The following is an 11,916-nucleotide window of genomic DNA, read 5'->3' as shown; positions in this document are numbered from 1 at the left end:
GTGAGGGCGGCGGCGAAGTCGGCGTCGAGGAGCACGGCGGTGTCGACACCGGTGAGCTCGGGGATCGACGCGACCGGCGTCGGGGTGGACTCGGCAGAAGACGACGGCGACGACGACGTCGACTCCGTGGTCTCAGACGTCGTGGAGCAGGCGGCGAGCGAGAAAGCGAGGAGACCGGCAGCCGCGAGGCTGATCGAGGTCTTGGCGATGGAGCGCATGATGTGAGTTCCTTTTGCTGGGGAGTTGTTGCGGACACATATAGTTCGCCACCCCCGACAGATCGGATTGGTGTAGATCCGACAGCTCTACAAAAGCGACTTCTCGAACACGATGTAGTCGGCGCCGTAGAAGTCATGCGATACGCCACGCTCGGTGAAGCCCAACCTCCGGCACACGCGCTGCGACGCGTCGTTGCGCGGATCGACGACGGCGACGACGGACTCCAGCCCCTGAGCGGCAGCGTCGAGCATCACCGCATCTGCCGCCTCCGTCGCGTAGCCGCGGCCGTAGGCATCCGGATGCAGGTGCCAGCCGATCTCGACCGGCTCCAGCCGGGTGAGCGCCGAACTCATCGTGATCGGTTTGAGGAGCAGATTGCCCAGCAGCCGGCCTCTCTCGGCAAGCGTGATCGCCCAGATTCCGTGCACAGGGTGATCGATCGCGCGACGCCGGCCGATCGACGCGACGGCTTCGTCGACGGATGCCATGACCGTCGGATTCGGGGTCAGGTAGCGCACCGTCTCCCACCGAGACTCGAGGTCGAAAAGAAAAGCGGCGTCCTCGAGTTCCCACGGGCGCATCGCAAGACGAGGACTCCTGATGACGCGCACGAACCCATCATGCCTGGCAAGCACCTCACTGAGGTGCGGGAAAATGTCGCATCCCCGGCAGACGAAGCGACCATTCTCCGCACCTCAGTGCGAGGACGCAGCCGCGCGACGCTACTCCTGCGTGCCACGCCGCTCGTCGAGCTCGGCCTCGAGCCGGCGGATGCGATCCTGCTGCTTGTAGAACTCGATCTCGCGATCGAGGTCGGCCAGCTCCTCTTCCGTGGTCTTCGCCCGCATCGTGGGCGCGGCGGATGCCGCGCGCGACGCCTTCTCGCGGCGACGCGGATCGCCGAACGAACCCAGGTCGACGCGCTGGTTGTACTCGCGCCCGATCGTGAACCACAGGATGCTGCCGATGAGCGGCAGGAAGATGACCAGCAGGACCCACACGATCTTGGGCAGATGCTTCACCTGCTCGTCGCTGCGCAGAATGATGTCGACGAGAGCACCGATCAGCAGCGCGAACAGAACGACGGAGAACACGATCGACATGCGCGCCAGTCTAGTGAGACACCGTCGGTGGAATCGAGCATTCGATACAAGCCGGATTGGAACCCGAAGTACCGTTCTCGGTGTTGCGTTCACACAGCTCGGGTACCGTGATCCCATGACCGACGCACCCACCGTTCTCTTCGTCTGCATCCACAATGCGGGCCGCTCTCAGATGGCCGCGGGCTACATGACCGCCCTGTCGAAGGGCGCCGTCACGGTGCGCTCCGGCGGCTCGGAGCCCGGGCCGCAGATCAACCCCGTCGCCATCCAGGCCATGGCCGAAGAGGGCATCGACATCTCGCACGAGGTGCCCCAGCTCATGACAACGGAGGCCGTCCGCGACTCCGACGTCGTGATCACCATGGGCTGCGGCGACGTCTGCCCGATCTTCCCCGGCAAGCGCTATGAGGACTGGGAGCTCGTCGACCCGTCGGGCAAGGGCATCGACGAGGTTCGCGAGATCCGCGACTCCATCAGGTCGCGCGTCGAATCCCTACTGCAGGAACTCCTGCCCAGGGCCTGATCCGTGACGGCCCTCTCCAGCATCGACCTCACCTTCGACGACAAGATCGAGAAGGCGATCAGGGGCGAATGGGATGCGCTGGAACGCGCCGGCTTCTCGAGCCTCGGCGCGCACAGATCCGACAGCAACCGGCCGCATCTCACCCTCGTAGTGGGAACGCCCCTCGAGCTCGTCGACCACGCCGCCGCGCACGAGGCGCCACCTCTTCCGCTGCCCGTGACCATCGGGCCGCCCGTGCTCTTCGGCAGTGGCGACCGCCGTGTGCTCGCGCGGCTCGTCACACCCACGGCCGCACTGCTCGAGCTGCAGGCCTCTGTTCACGCATCCGTGCGGCAGGAGGGCCTCGTCGCGCATTCGCACCCCGGCGTGTGGGTCGCGCACGTCACGCTGGCCCGCCGCATCCGGCTCGACGACCTGCCTCAGGCGCTCGGCCTGCTCGGCGACGACATCGTCGGAGAGGCGACCGGCATGCGCCTGTGGAACGCGGTCGAGCGCACGGTGACACCCCTCAGCTCGCGATAGGCGCGATGACTGCGATGATCGCGATCGGGCGATGCACCGTCACCGTCCGAGTCGCTCCTCACGCCAGGCGCGCGGCGTGGCCCCATAGGCGGCCCTGAACGATCGAGTGAAGTGAGAGTGATCGGCGAACCCCCACCGGGCTGCAATGGCCGAGATGGTCACGAGGCGCTGAGCCGGGTCTGCGAGTGTCTCCGCCGCCGCTGCCAGACGACGCATGCGCACCCACTCGCCCATCGACACGTTGCGGCGCGCGAGCAGCAGCTGCACGTACCGTTCGGAGATTCCGTGCGCGTGGGCGACTGCTGCCACGTCGAGCGCCGGGTCATCGAAGTGCGTCTCGAGGAAGGTCATGATTCGCAGTTCGAGCGTCTCCGCGAGAGGCCCCCGCGCGCGACCGTCGTCGATGCCACTGGCCAGTAGCGCCCTGATGAGCTCGATCGTCGGCTGCTCCAGGGCTCTCCGCTCGGCGGGCGTCATCCTCGGAGCAAGCACAGCGAGCTGCGCCAGGTGGGCGGAGACGATCGCCTGAAGCGCCGACCCCTGTCCGACGCGACTGCCGAGCTGAGCCTTCAGCACGCTGGCCGGCAGGCCGAGGCGGTCGAGGGAGATCGTGAAGGAGTGCCGCACCGTGTCGGTCTCGAACGTGAGTCCGTAGGGATCGATCGACCAGTAGGCGGTGATGTCGCCCGGTCGGAGCACCGAGTGTCGACCGTGGTGCCTGATCGCGCTCGTTCCCTCGCTGACCAGGCCGATGACCAGGCTCGGCGGAGCATCGTCGCGCGCCAGCTTGGGCGTGCGCACGATCGCGGCCGAGCTGCCTCGAGTGGTCTGCACACCGAGATCGCCAAGATCGGCGATCCGACTGTGCGCACGGAACCGGTCGATGTCGCTCGGATGGATCTCCAGGGGGATTCGAGTGCGTGCCATCATCTCGCGCAGCAGCTCGAGCCGATCTGTCGGCGGCACTCCCGTGACATCGATGCGAGCAGACACGGGACCTCCCCCCGGCGGATACGACTTTCGGCCACACTAATGCGCCCGGGACGCGCAGACCAGAGCGGTTCGGCTGCGGGCCAGCCGGGTTCGCTCCTGTTCAAGACCCGTCGGCGAGCGCTGCCCTACCGTCTGTGATCAACGAGAGAAGGAGAGCACTCATGACCGAGACATCACCCTCCACCGGACTGGCCGCGTGGGAACAGACGGAGATCGACCGAGCGAACGAGTCCGGCCTCAAGCCGGTGGTGTTCGTGCACGGGCTCTGGCTGCTCGCCAGTGCGTGGCAGGGATTCCGCGATTCGTTCGAGGCGGCCGGTTACACCACGATCGCGCCGGGGTGGCCTGACGACCCGGCGACTGTCGAGGAGGCGTTCGCGCACCCCGAGGTCTTCGCCCACAAGATGGTGCAGCAGGTCACCGATCACTATCTGGTGGCGATCTCGCGTCTGACATCGAAGCCCGCGGTGATCGGCCATTCCTTCGGAGGCTTGATCGCACAGAAGATCGCCGACGAGGGTGCATCTGCGGCGACAGTGGCGATCGACAACGCGCCGTTCAAGGGCGTGCTGCCCTTGCCCGCCGAGTCGCTCAAGTCGGCTGCGCCGGTGATCGGAAGACTCGGCAACAGAAGAAAAGCCGTGTCGCTGACGTATGAGCAGTTCAAGTTCGGCTGGGCCAACAACCTCGATGACGAGGAAGCGCGTGAGCTCTTCGAGAAGTACCACGTTCCGGCATCGGGTGCGCCCCTGTTCCAGGCGGCCACGGCGAACCTCAATCCTTTCGGCGGAGAGACCGCGCTCGATGTCAAGAACCCGAACCGGCGCCCTCTGCTCATCGTCGCGGGAACCAAGGACAACACCGCTCCCATCGCCTTCACCCACGGCAGCTACAAGCTGCAGAGCCGGAACGAAGGAGTCACCGAGTATGTCGAGATCCCCGACCGGGGACACTCGCTCGTGATCGACCACGGGTGGCCGGATGTGGCCGCCGTGGCCCTGGACTTCGTCAAACGGTTCGTCTGACAATACTCAGCTCGAGACGCTCGCGATGAGTGCGATCGCGACCGTGGCGACCCACGCGAGCACGGCCACATAGAGCAGACGCTCCGCCAGACCGAAGTACTTCTTCAGGGGGCCCACGAGGCTGGTCAACAGAATGAGCGCGCTGAAGACCGCCATCGCCCACGCGAGAACCCCCGAGGCCGGGGCGATGCCCGACAGGGCGGGGTCGCCGGCGAACGTGCCCGTGAACAGGAAGGCCGCCACCGTGGCCGACGCGAAGAACGCGGTGGCCAGCAGGTTGTGCCGCAGGCCGGTCGAGGTTCGCGGGGCGCCCGGCGCATCCATGGGCACCCACCCGATCGTCAACCGGGCGAAACCGAGGATCACGAGAAAGACGATGCCCGCAGCGTTCGCCTCGGTCAGGGCCTCGAGAAGCGCGACCGCCAGGGTGAGCGACGCGATGCCCAGCGAAAGGGCCGCGGCGCGGTAGAAGGTGAAGTAGTCGGTGATGCCGTATTGACTCACGGGGTCGCGCACCGGATTGAGTGCGGTCGGCGCGATGTGCAGGTAGACCAGACACGACGCGCACACGAGCACGCCCAGCAGCGAGATCACGGCGATGGCGATCACCATTCGAATTCTCCTTCGGTCGCGCTCAGTCGTCGGCAGCGTTCACTGTCGATCATGCACCACTACATCAGGCCCTGGGCGATGAATGCCCACCGGATCGCGGGTGCCACATGCTCCGAGTACTGCACCGTCATGTGCACCTCGTCGTACTTGGTGGGCAGGGTGCCCGCGAAGGCGGGACACTGACCGTCGACGCAGCTGAAGGGCAGCGAGCTCACGGCGTGGTCGCCGGTCGCCGGGGCCGCCGCCTCGAAGGCGGCCTCGAAGTCGTTCCACGCGGCATCCACGTTCACGGCGCAGTCGATCGGACTCGACACCCGCGAGTAGCACTGCCCGAGGGGAGCGCCCAGGGGCGGCGGCGCGAGGTAGACGACGCGGCCCGCGGCGTTGTACTGGGCCGCCTCGGCCAGGGTGGATGCGACGAGGTCGCCCGTCGACAGCGGCTGGCGGTTGCTCGATTGGCCCAGCGCGAAGGCGTTCGACATCACGATGAGCTGGGGCGCGTCGGCGCGGATGCGATCGGCCACGTCCTGCTTGCGCTGCGGGCAGGCATCCATCACCCCGTCGCCGTCGTTCTGCACGAGCACGTCGGTGAAGCGGCATCCGTAGAGCCCGACTGTGGTGATCTGCCACTGGTCGCCGCTCGCCTCGGCCATCGCCTTGAAGGCCGGCGCGTAGGCCATCGCCGTCGAATCCCCGACGAGATACATGTGCTGCGGGGCGTTGCGGTTGCCCCACGTGCAGTCGTCGAAGTTCGGTGTGTCACCGATGTCGAAGCAACGTCTGGCCGGGTTGTTGGTCGACGTCTGCGACATCGCGTCGTCGATCGAGGGCGAGAGGTTGTCGGGCCACGCGGTCGCCGTGAGGGCGGCGGCCAGGTCTGCCTGCAGCTGCACCTCGGGGTTCTCGGCGGGTACCGGTGCCGCGACGGGAGCGGCCATCGGCGTGTGGTCGCGCAGCACGCTGAACGATCCGAGCCCGACTCCGGCGCCCACGACCATCAGGGCCACCGTCGCGAGGATCGCGTGTGCTCCGAAGCGGTCGCGCCACGCCTGCCACGCCTCGCGGCTCTTCTCTCGCGAGCCGGAGCGGCGCAGGAGCGGCGAGTGGTGGAACGGCTGCTCGATCAGATAGAACGCGATCATCGAGATGGCGAGGGTGAGGCCGAAGATGATCGCCGTGACGACGGGCGTCTGCTCCGGCATGAGCAGCAGCGCGAAGATCAGCACGGGGAAGTGCCACAGGTAGAGCGAGTACGAGAGGTTGCCGATGTACACGCTCAGCGGGTTGTCGAGCACGAAGAGGGAGCGCTGACGCCCGCCGATTCCGCCGGCGATGATGAGCATCGTCGCGCCGACCGCGAGCGCGGCGCCCGGCCCCGGGAACGGCGTCGAATCGGTGACCAGCACGAACGACCACAGCAACGCGAGCAGGCCGAGCCATCCGACGACGATTCGGATGCCCGCGGGCAGCTTGGCGAGCAGCGGCGCGGCGATCGCCAGCAGGGCTCCGGCGCCCAGCTCCCAGGCGCGCGAGAAGGTCGAGAAGTACGCGGCCGTGGGGCTGGATGACGTCTGCTGCAGCGCATACAGGAACGACGCCGCAACGATCGCGGCCATCACGACGCCGAGCGCGACGCGGGCCCTCGCGGGCGAGCGCAGCAGCTTCACCGCGATGGCGAGCACGATGATCACCAGCCACGGCCAGACGAGGTAGAACTGCTCCTCCACCGACAGCGACCAGTAGTGCTGCAGCGGCGAGGCCGGGTCTGTGGCGTGGAAGTAGTCGGTGCCGAGCGCCGTGTAGCGCCAGTTCGCCACGAACAGCAACGACGAAACGCCGTCCCAGATCGTCGACATGCTGCGAGCGCGGTTGAAGAGGAACCAGCCGACGGCCGCGGTCACCACGATCACGGTCAGGGCGGCGGGCACGATGCGGCGGATGCGGCGGGCGTAGAAGGCGGCGAGCGAGATGCGGCCGTGCTGCTCGTGGTCGCGCAGCAGCAGACCGGTGATGAGGAAGCCGGAGATCACGAAGAAGACGTCGACGCCGGCGAAGCCGCCGCTCGGCCAGCCGATCACGTGGTTCACGATGACCGCCACCACCGCGAGCGCCCGAAGGCCCTGGATGTCGGCCCTCACTGTGCGAGGTCCGCTCGCCTCGGTTTCGGGTGTGGTGTCAGGCATCACGGTGCTGTTCTCGCGCGTCACGTACTACTCGTCTCCCCCGTCTGAGCCGTGCAGAGCCTATCGCGCCTCCGATGAAAGCACTCTCCAACGAGCCCGTTCCCTGATCGCCACCTCCGTTCCCTGAGCCTGTCGAAGGGAACTCTCGTCACCGCTCCCCCTTCGACAGGCTCAGGGAACGGGGTCTTCCACAAGCTCCGGCTACGGAGGGAGAATCGACCCATGACCCATCCTGCGTTTCGCCAGATCGTGCTCGACACCGAGAACGCCCGTGAGCTGGCCGAGTTCTACCGCGAGCTTCTCGGCCTGATGTACCAGCCGGGAGATGAAGCACCCCCGGCGGGCGAGCCCGATCCGGTCGGCGCCGACTGGCTGGTGCTGCTCGGCGAAGACGAGCGACGACTGCTCGCCTTCCAGCAGGTCGAGAAGCTCGAGAGGGCCACCTGGCCCGAAGGCCCGAGGCCCCAGCAGTTGCATCTGGATTTCAGCGTCCGCACGCTCGACGATCTCCGCACCCACAACATCCGGGCCCTGAGTCTCGGCGCGACCCTTCTCGACGACCGCATCGACGACCCCGCCGAGGCGCTGGTGGTGCTGGCAGACCCGGCCGGGCATCCGTTCTGCATCTTCGTGACGACCGACTGACCTCTCAGCCGACGGCGACACGTGTTGCCTTGGGCACTCGGGTCGCGGGAGACTGGAAGTCCACACCGGATCGCTACTGAGTCTTCCGCCGACCGAGGAGCTCACCATGGCTGAAACCACCGAACCCGTCGACGCCCGCGTCGGCCTCTACATCGACTTCGACAACATCGTCATCTCGCGCTACCAGCAGCTGCACGGGCGCAACGCGTTCCAGCGCGACGGAATCCGCGACTTCGACAAGAGCGACCCGAACAACGACCCGGAGATTGCCGCCCGCCTGGCCGCAGCGACCGTCGACTTCAGTGCGATCATCGACTTCGCCGCCAGCTTCGGAACCACGGTCGTGAACCGTGCCTACGCCGACTGGTCCGTTCCGGTCAATGCGAGCTACCAGCGCCAGCTCATGTCGCGCGCCGTCGACCTCACCCAGCTCTTCACCACCACGACCCGCGGCACCAAGAACGGGGCAGACATCCGCCTGGCCGTCGACGTGGTCGAAGACCTCTTCCGTCTGCCCGACCTCACGCACGTGATCATCGTGGCGGGCGACTCCGACTACATCGCCCTCGCGCAGAAGGCCAAGCGTCTCGGCCGCTTCGTCGTGGGCATCGGCGTGGCCGGCTCGACGAGCACCTCGCTCGCCGCAGCCTGCGACGAGTTCGAGGACTACGACTCGCTGCCCGGCATCGAGAAGCGGCCCGAGGTGGTCGCCCCCGCGGGTTCGTCGTCGTCGCGCCGCGGTTCGAAGAAGACGGTGGATGCCCCGGCCTCGGCCGCGGAGGCCGGTTCCGGTGCCGACGACACGGTAGAGGCCGAGGTCGAGCCCAAGAAGGCTCCCGCCCGGTCGCGCCGAGTCACCGTTCCCATGTTCTCGCACACCGAGGACGCCCCCTTCGAGGAGCCGGAGCCCGAGCCCGAGGACGCGCAGAAGGTGGCCACCGAGTTGCTCGTCCGCGCGCTGCAGATCGGCCATGCCAAGGGCGATGCCGACGAGTGGCTGAACACCGGATCGGTCAAGAACCAGATGCGCCGCATGGACCCGTCGTTCAACGAGAAGCCCCTGGGCTACCGCTCGTTCACCGACTTCCTGGCCTCGCGTGACGACGTGGCCGAGCTGGCCGAAGAGGGGCAGCAGCGGCTCATCCGCCTGCTCGCCTCGGCAGACACGCAGCGCTGAGCGGCCCGCCCCCTGAGCGGCCCCGTTCCCTGAGCGGCCCGCTCCCTGAGCCTGTCGAAGGGGTTCCGTCTCGACAAGCTCGACGAACGGAACCAGCCGCTCCCTGAGCCTGTCGAAGGGAAACCGTCTCGACAAGCTCGACGAACGGAACCAGCCGCTCCCTGAGCCTGTCGAAGGGAATCCGTCTCGACAAGCTCGACGAACGAAACCTCCCGCTCCCTGAGCCTGTCGAAGGGAAACCGTCTCGACAAGCTCGACGAACAGAACCAGCCGCTCCCTGAGCCTGTCGAAGGGGTTCCGTCTCAACAAGCTCGACCAACGAGGGGCGTAGGTCAGCCGGCCACGTAGCGGCCCGGGCGGTGGTTCAGGGCGAGCACCACGTTGAGCACAGCGGCACCCACGGCCGACACCAGCACCACCCACGGCGACACCACCGCGAACGCCGCGAGCACCACCGTGACGTCGAGCGCCATCTGCACGTAGCCAGCACGCCACCCGAACTTCTCCTGCATCAGCAGCGCGAGCACGTTGAAGCCGCCCAGGCTCGACCCGTGCCGGAACAGAATGAGCATGCCCACGCCGGCGAGCAAGTTGCCCACGAGAATGCCGAAGACCGCGTCGATGTGCTCGAAGCTCACGAGCGTCGGGATGATCGAGGAGAACACCGACAGCAGTCCCACGGTGATGATGGTGCGCACGGTGAACGCGACACCCTTCTTCCAGAACGCGAGCACGAAGAAGGGAGCGTTCACCACGAGCAGCAGCACGGGGAAGGGCAGGGCGGTCGCGTAGCTGATGAGCAGCGAAAGGCCCGCGGTTCCGCCGGTGACGGCGCCTGCGCTCTTCAGCAGGAACAGCCCGAGAGACGTCGTGATCGTGCCGGTGAGGATCGCCAGAATGTCTTCGACGATCGTGTGCCCGGGCGAGGCCTGGGTCACCGGCGCGGATGCCGGGAGGGCGGAGGCGGGCAGCACGGGAGACGTCGTCATGGGCTGATGCTCTCAGCGGATCGGGCATGCGCGCAACCGAGCCCGATCTCACTGCGCATGGTGAGACATCCAGAGCCTATGAAGTGACAAACTGCATGCATGGACACTCTCGACTCGCTTGACGCTCGCCTTCTGCTCGCGCTCGACGACAACCCGGATGCCACGATCCTGTCTCTCGCGCGCACGCTCGGCATCGCCCGCAACACGGTGCACGCCCGTTTCGCCAGACTCGCACGCATCGGCGCCCTCAAGGAGCCGAGCCGCCGCGTCGACCCCGCGGCCCTCGGCTACACACTCGTCGCCTTCGTGTCGATCGCGATCAGCCAGGCCACGGGACACCTGGCAGAGGCCGGACTCGCCGAGCTGCCCGAGGTCGTCGAGATCCACTCCACCACCGGTGAGGCCGACCTGCTCGTCAAGGTGCTCGCCCGCAGCACCGAGGAGTTGCGCCGCATCACCGTGGCCATGCTCGCCATCGAGGGCGTGGTGCGCACGAACACCACGATCTCGCTGGTCGAGACCATGCCCCTGCGGCTGCGCCCACTCCTGGAGCGCGCCGCCGAGGCCTGAGTGAGCAGAAGCTGTCGGTTCGTTCGAATCGCACGCACGACAACTGCACACTCGACGTCGTCACTCAGTGCATGATCATCCCACCGGTGACGTTGAACGACTGGCCCGTGAGGTACTCGCCATCGACCGACGCGAGGAACAGGGCGAACCCGGCCACGTCATCCGGTGTGCCGAGGCGCCCCAACGGCGACTTCTTCGACCAGGTGGCAACGTCTTCGTCGGTGCGCGTGTCTTTGCCCATGTCGGTGAGCACGTACCCGGGAAGCAGCGCGTTGACCCGGATCAGATGCTCTCCCCATTCGAGAGCGGCCGCGCGGGTGAGCCCGACGACCGCGGCCTTCGACGCCGCATAGGCGCCCTCGTCGCCGCCGCCGGCCTTGGCCGCCATGCTCGCGATGTTCACGATCGTTCCGCCCGCGCCCTGGTCGATCATCGCGCGGGCGGCGTGCTGCATGGCGAAGAGCGTGCCGCGCGCGTTGATGTCCATCACCAGGTCCCACCGCTCGGGCGCCAGGTCGAGCAGGCTCCCTCGGGCGAGGATTCCCGCGCTGTTCACCAGCACGTCGATGCCGCCGAGTTCCGCGAGAGCCACCGCGAAGGCCGCCTCGACGCTCACCGCATCGACAAGGTCGCAGTGCCGGATGCCCCGGCCCGGCCCGGCCGACGAGGCCCCGCCGAGCGCGGGGTCGGCTCCGCGCAGGAGGTCGAGCACAAGGACGTCGGCGCCCTCCTCGGCGAAGCGCTCGGCTATGCGACCGCCGATTCCCCCGGCACCCCCGACGACGACGACCCGTATTCCCCCGAAGCGGCTCATGCGCGGTCGAGCGACAGGCCCGACAGGGCGAAGTAGCGATCGAACTCGAGCCCGCCGCGCAGCTGGTCGATCAGTCTCACTAGCAGGAAGCTGCGTCGGGACACGTGCCACGTGGGCACCGCGCCCTTCACCCCGCCGTCTGCCGTGACCGAGTAGGGCAGGGGCAGAGCCGCCCTGTACTGGTCGATCCACACGGCGATCACGCGGTCGACGAGTTCGCCCCGGTAGAAGAGGTCGACGAAGAACGGGCGTGCGTTGTCGTACTCGAAATTGGCGGGCTTCACCCAGTCGAGCAGCGCGTCGATCTGGATGGCCGCCGCATCCATGCCGAATTCGATCGAGATGTCGACATCATCGTTCAGCACAGCGCGCGTGCCGTGCTGAACCACTCGCACGACCGACCCGCCCTGGCCGTTTCCCGAGGCCGACAGATTCTGGTGGAAGAGGGGTCCGAAGGTGATCGCGTTCCACTGGGCAGGCCCCGTGGGTTCTATCGCGAGGTAGATCTGGGGCAGCTGCACGTGGCGTCCTTTCGAGGAGC

Annotated in this window: 14 protein-coding genes and 1 pseudogene; 6 read left to right on the top strand and 9 right to left on the bottom strand. The window is 67.3% G+C overall.

The window, feature by feature from the left end; genetic code table 11:
• The 3 genes and pseudogenes from ASF51_RS18515 to ASF51_RS18505 form a co-directional block, all read right to left on the bottom strand.
• A pseudogene (locus ASF51_RS18515) lies at positions 1 to 218 on the bottom strand (hypothetical protein); the annotation flags it as partial.
• Between the two features lie 87 nt (positions 219 to 305).
• Complete coding sequence (locus ASF51_RS18510) at positions 306 to 800, bottom strand: GNAT family N-acetyltransferase (protein WP_200926164.1); 495 nt, start codon at positions 798 to 800, stop codon at positions 306 to 308.
• Between the two features lie 141 nt (positions 801 to 941).
• Positions 942 to 1,322: a PLD nuclease N-terminal domain-containing protein gene (locus ASF51_RS18505; protein ID WP_055933510.1), complete on the bottom strand. Its 381-nt coding sequence runs from the start codon at positions 1,320 to 1,322 to the stop codon at positions 942 to 944.
• Between the two features lie 115 nt (positions 1,323 to 1,437).
• Between ASF51_RS18505 and ASF51_RS18500 the strand changes: the two genes are divergently transcribed.
• Together ASF51_RS18500 and ASF51_RS18495 are read left to right on the top strand one after the other, a co-directional pair.
• Positions 1,438 to 1,845 (top strand): arsenate reductase ArsC, encoded by a 408-nt coding sequence (locus ASF51_RS18500; protein ID WP_055933507.1) that lies wholly within the window; start codon positions 1,438 to 1,440, stop codon positions 1,843 to 1,845.
• A 3-nt stretch (positions 1,846 to 1,848) separates the two neighbouring features.
• On the top strand, positions 1,849 to 2,367 hold the full coding sequence (locus tag ASF51_RS18495; protein ID WP_055933503.1) for a 2'-5' RNA ligase family protein: 519 nt from the start codon (positions 1,849 to 1,851) through the stop codon (positions 2,365 to 2,367).
• Between the two features lie 39 nt (positions 2,368 to 2,406).
• Here the strand turns inward: ASF51_RS18495 and ASF51_RS18490 are convergent, their stop codons facing one another.
• Positions 2,407 to 3,360, bottom strand: a complete 954-nt coding sequence (locus tag ASF51_RS18490) for a helix-turn-helix domain-containing protein (RefSeq protein ID WP_055933500.1) — start codon at positions 3,358 to 3,360, stop codon at positions 2,407 to 2,409.
• 161 nt (positions 3,361 to 3,521) lie between these two features.
• Between ASF51_RS18490 and ASF51_RS18485 the strand changes: the two genes are divergently transcribed.
• The gene (locus tag ASF51_RS18485; protein WP_055933498.1) at positions 3,522 to 4,385 is read left to right on the top strand and encodes an alpha/beta fold hydrolase; all 864 of its coding nucleotides are present in this window, start codon (positions 3,522 to 3,524) and stop codon (positions 4,383 to 4,385) included.
• A gap of 6 nt (positions 4,386 to 4,391) precedes the next feature.
• Here ASF51_RS18485 and ASF51_RS18480 read toward each other — a convergent pair whose 3' ends face one another.
• Both ASF51_RS18480 and ASF51_RS18475 read right to left on the bottom strand, forming a co-directional pair.
• Complete coding sequence (locus ASF51_RS18480) at positions 4,392 to 4,997, bottom strand: DUF998 domain-containing protein (RefSeq protein ID WP_055933495.1); 606 nt, start codon at positions 4,995 to 4,997, stop codon at positions 4,392 to 4,394.
• A 59-nt stretch (positions 4,998 to 5,056) separates the two neighbouring features.
• Positions 5,057 to 7,204, bottom strand: coding sequence for an acyltransferase family protein (locus tag ASF51_RS18475; protein WP_055933492.1), 2,148 nt, complete (start codon positions 7,202 to 7,204; stop codon positions 5,057 to 5,059).
• 198 nt (positions 7,205 to 7,402) lie between these two features.
• Here ASF51_RS18475 and ASF51_RS18470 point away from each other — a divergent pair, with 198 nt between their 5' ends.
• Both ASF51_RS18470 and ASF51_RS18465 read left to right on the top strand, forming a co-directional pair.
• Positions 7,403 to 7,825: a VOC family protein gene (locus tag ASF51_RS18470; protein ID WP_055933489.1), complete on the top strand. Its 423-nt coding sequence runs from the start codon at positions 7,403 to 7,405 to the stop codon at positions 7,823 to 7,825.
• A gap of 106 nt (positions 7,826 to 7,931) precedes the next feature.
• Positions 7,932 to 9,002, top strand: a complete 1,071-nt coding sequence (locus ASF51_RS18465; RefSeq protein ID WP_055933486.1) for an NYN domain-containing protein — start codon at positions 7,932 to 7,934, stop codon at positions 9,000 to 9,002.
• Between the two features lie 332 nt (positions 9,003 to 9,334).
• Here ASF51_RS18465 and ASF51_RS18460 read toward each other — a convergent pair whose 3' ends face one another.
• Positions 9,335 to 9,991 carry a YitT family protein gene (locus tag ASF51_RS18460; protein WP_055933482.1) on the bottom strand — a complete coding sequence of 219 codons (657 nt, stop codon included), beginning with the start codon at positions 9,989 to 9,991 and terminating at the stop codon, positions 9,335 to 9,337.
• 99 nt (positions 9,992 to 10,090) lie between these two features.
• Between ASF51_RS18460 and ASF51_RS18455 the strand changes: the two genes are divergently transcribed.
• Positions 10,091 to 10,561 (top strand): Lrp/AsnC family transcriptional regulator, encoded by a 471-nt coding sequence (locus ASF51_RS18455; protein WP_055933479.1) that lies wholly within the window; start codon positions 10,091 to 10,093, stop codon positions 10,559 to 10,561.
• A gap of 64 nt (positions 10,562 to 10,625) precedes the next feature.
• On the opposite strand, the gene ASF51_RS18450 is transcribed toward ASF51_RS18455, so the two are convergent.
• Together ASF51_RS18450 and ASF51_RS18445 are read right to left on the bottom strand one after the other, a co-directional pair.
• Entirely contained in the window at positions 10,626 to 11,375 is a 750-nt protein-coding gene (locus tag ASF51_RS18450; RefSeq protein ID WP_055933476.1) for an SDR family NAD(P)-dependent oxidoreductase, read from the bottom strand.
• Entirely contained in the window at positions 11,372 to 11,896 is a 525-nt protein-coding gene (locus ASF51_RS18445) for a hypothetical protein (protein WP_055933473.1), read from the bottom strand. Before ASF51_RS18445 ends, ASF51_RS18450 begins: the two co-directional genes overlap by 4 nt.
• Between the last annotated feature and the right edge of the window lie 20 nt (positions 11,897 to 11,916).

Source organism: Agreia sp. Leaf283, assembly GCF_001422485.1.
Classification (GTDB): domain Bacteria; phylum Actinomycetota; class Actinomycetes; order Actinomycetales; family Microbacteriaceae; genus Agreia.
Note: the sequence above shows the minus strand (reverse complement) of the source record. Positions and strands in the feature narration are given on the sequence as shown.

Coding starts and splice junctions, on each gene's coding strand:
- ASF51_RS18460 (WP_055933482.1), bottom strand. CDS start 9,991: ATGACGACGTCTCCCGTGCTGCCCGCCTCCGCCCTCCCGGCATCCGCG.
- ASF51_RS18450 (WP_055933476.1), bottom strand. CDS start 11,375: ATGAGCCGCTTCGGGGGAATACGGGTCGTCGTCGTCGGGGGTGCCGGG.
- ASF51_RS18510 (WP_200926164.1), bottom strand. CDS start 800: ATGCGCCCGTGGGAACTCGAGGACGCCGCTTTTCTTTTCGACCTCGAG.
- ASF51_RS18455 (WP_055933479.1), top strand. CDS start 10,091: ATGGACACTCTCGACTCGCTTGACGCTCGCCTTCTGCTCGCGCTCGAC.
- ASF51_RS18505 (WP_055933510.1), bottom strand. CDS start 1,322: ATGTCGATCGTGTTCTCCGTCGTTCTGTTCGCGCTGCTGATCGGTGCT.
- ASF51_RS18500 (WP_055933507.1), top strand. CDS start 1,438: ATGACCGACGCACCCACCGTTCTCTTCGTCTGCATCCACAATGCGGGC.
- ASF51_RS18485 (WP_055933498.1), top strand. CDS start 3,522: ATGACCGAGACATCACCCTCCACCGGACTGGCCGCGTGGGAACAGACG.
- ASF51_RS18480 (WP_055933495.1), bottom strand. CDS start 4,997: ATGGTGATCGCCATCGCCGTGATCTCGCTGCTGGGCGTGCTCGTGTGC.
- ASF51_RS18465 (WP_055933486.1), top strand. CDS start 7,932: ATGGCTGAAACCACCGAACCCGTCGACGCCCGCGTCGGCCTCTACATC.
- ASF51_RS18470 (WP_055933489.1), top strand. CDS start 7,403: ATGACCCATCCTGCGTTTCGCCAGATCGTGCTCGACACCGAGAACGCC.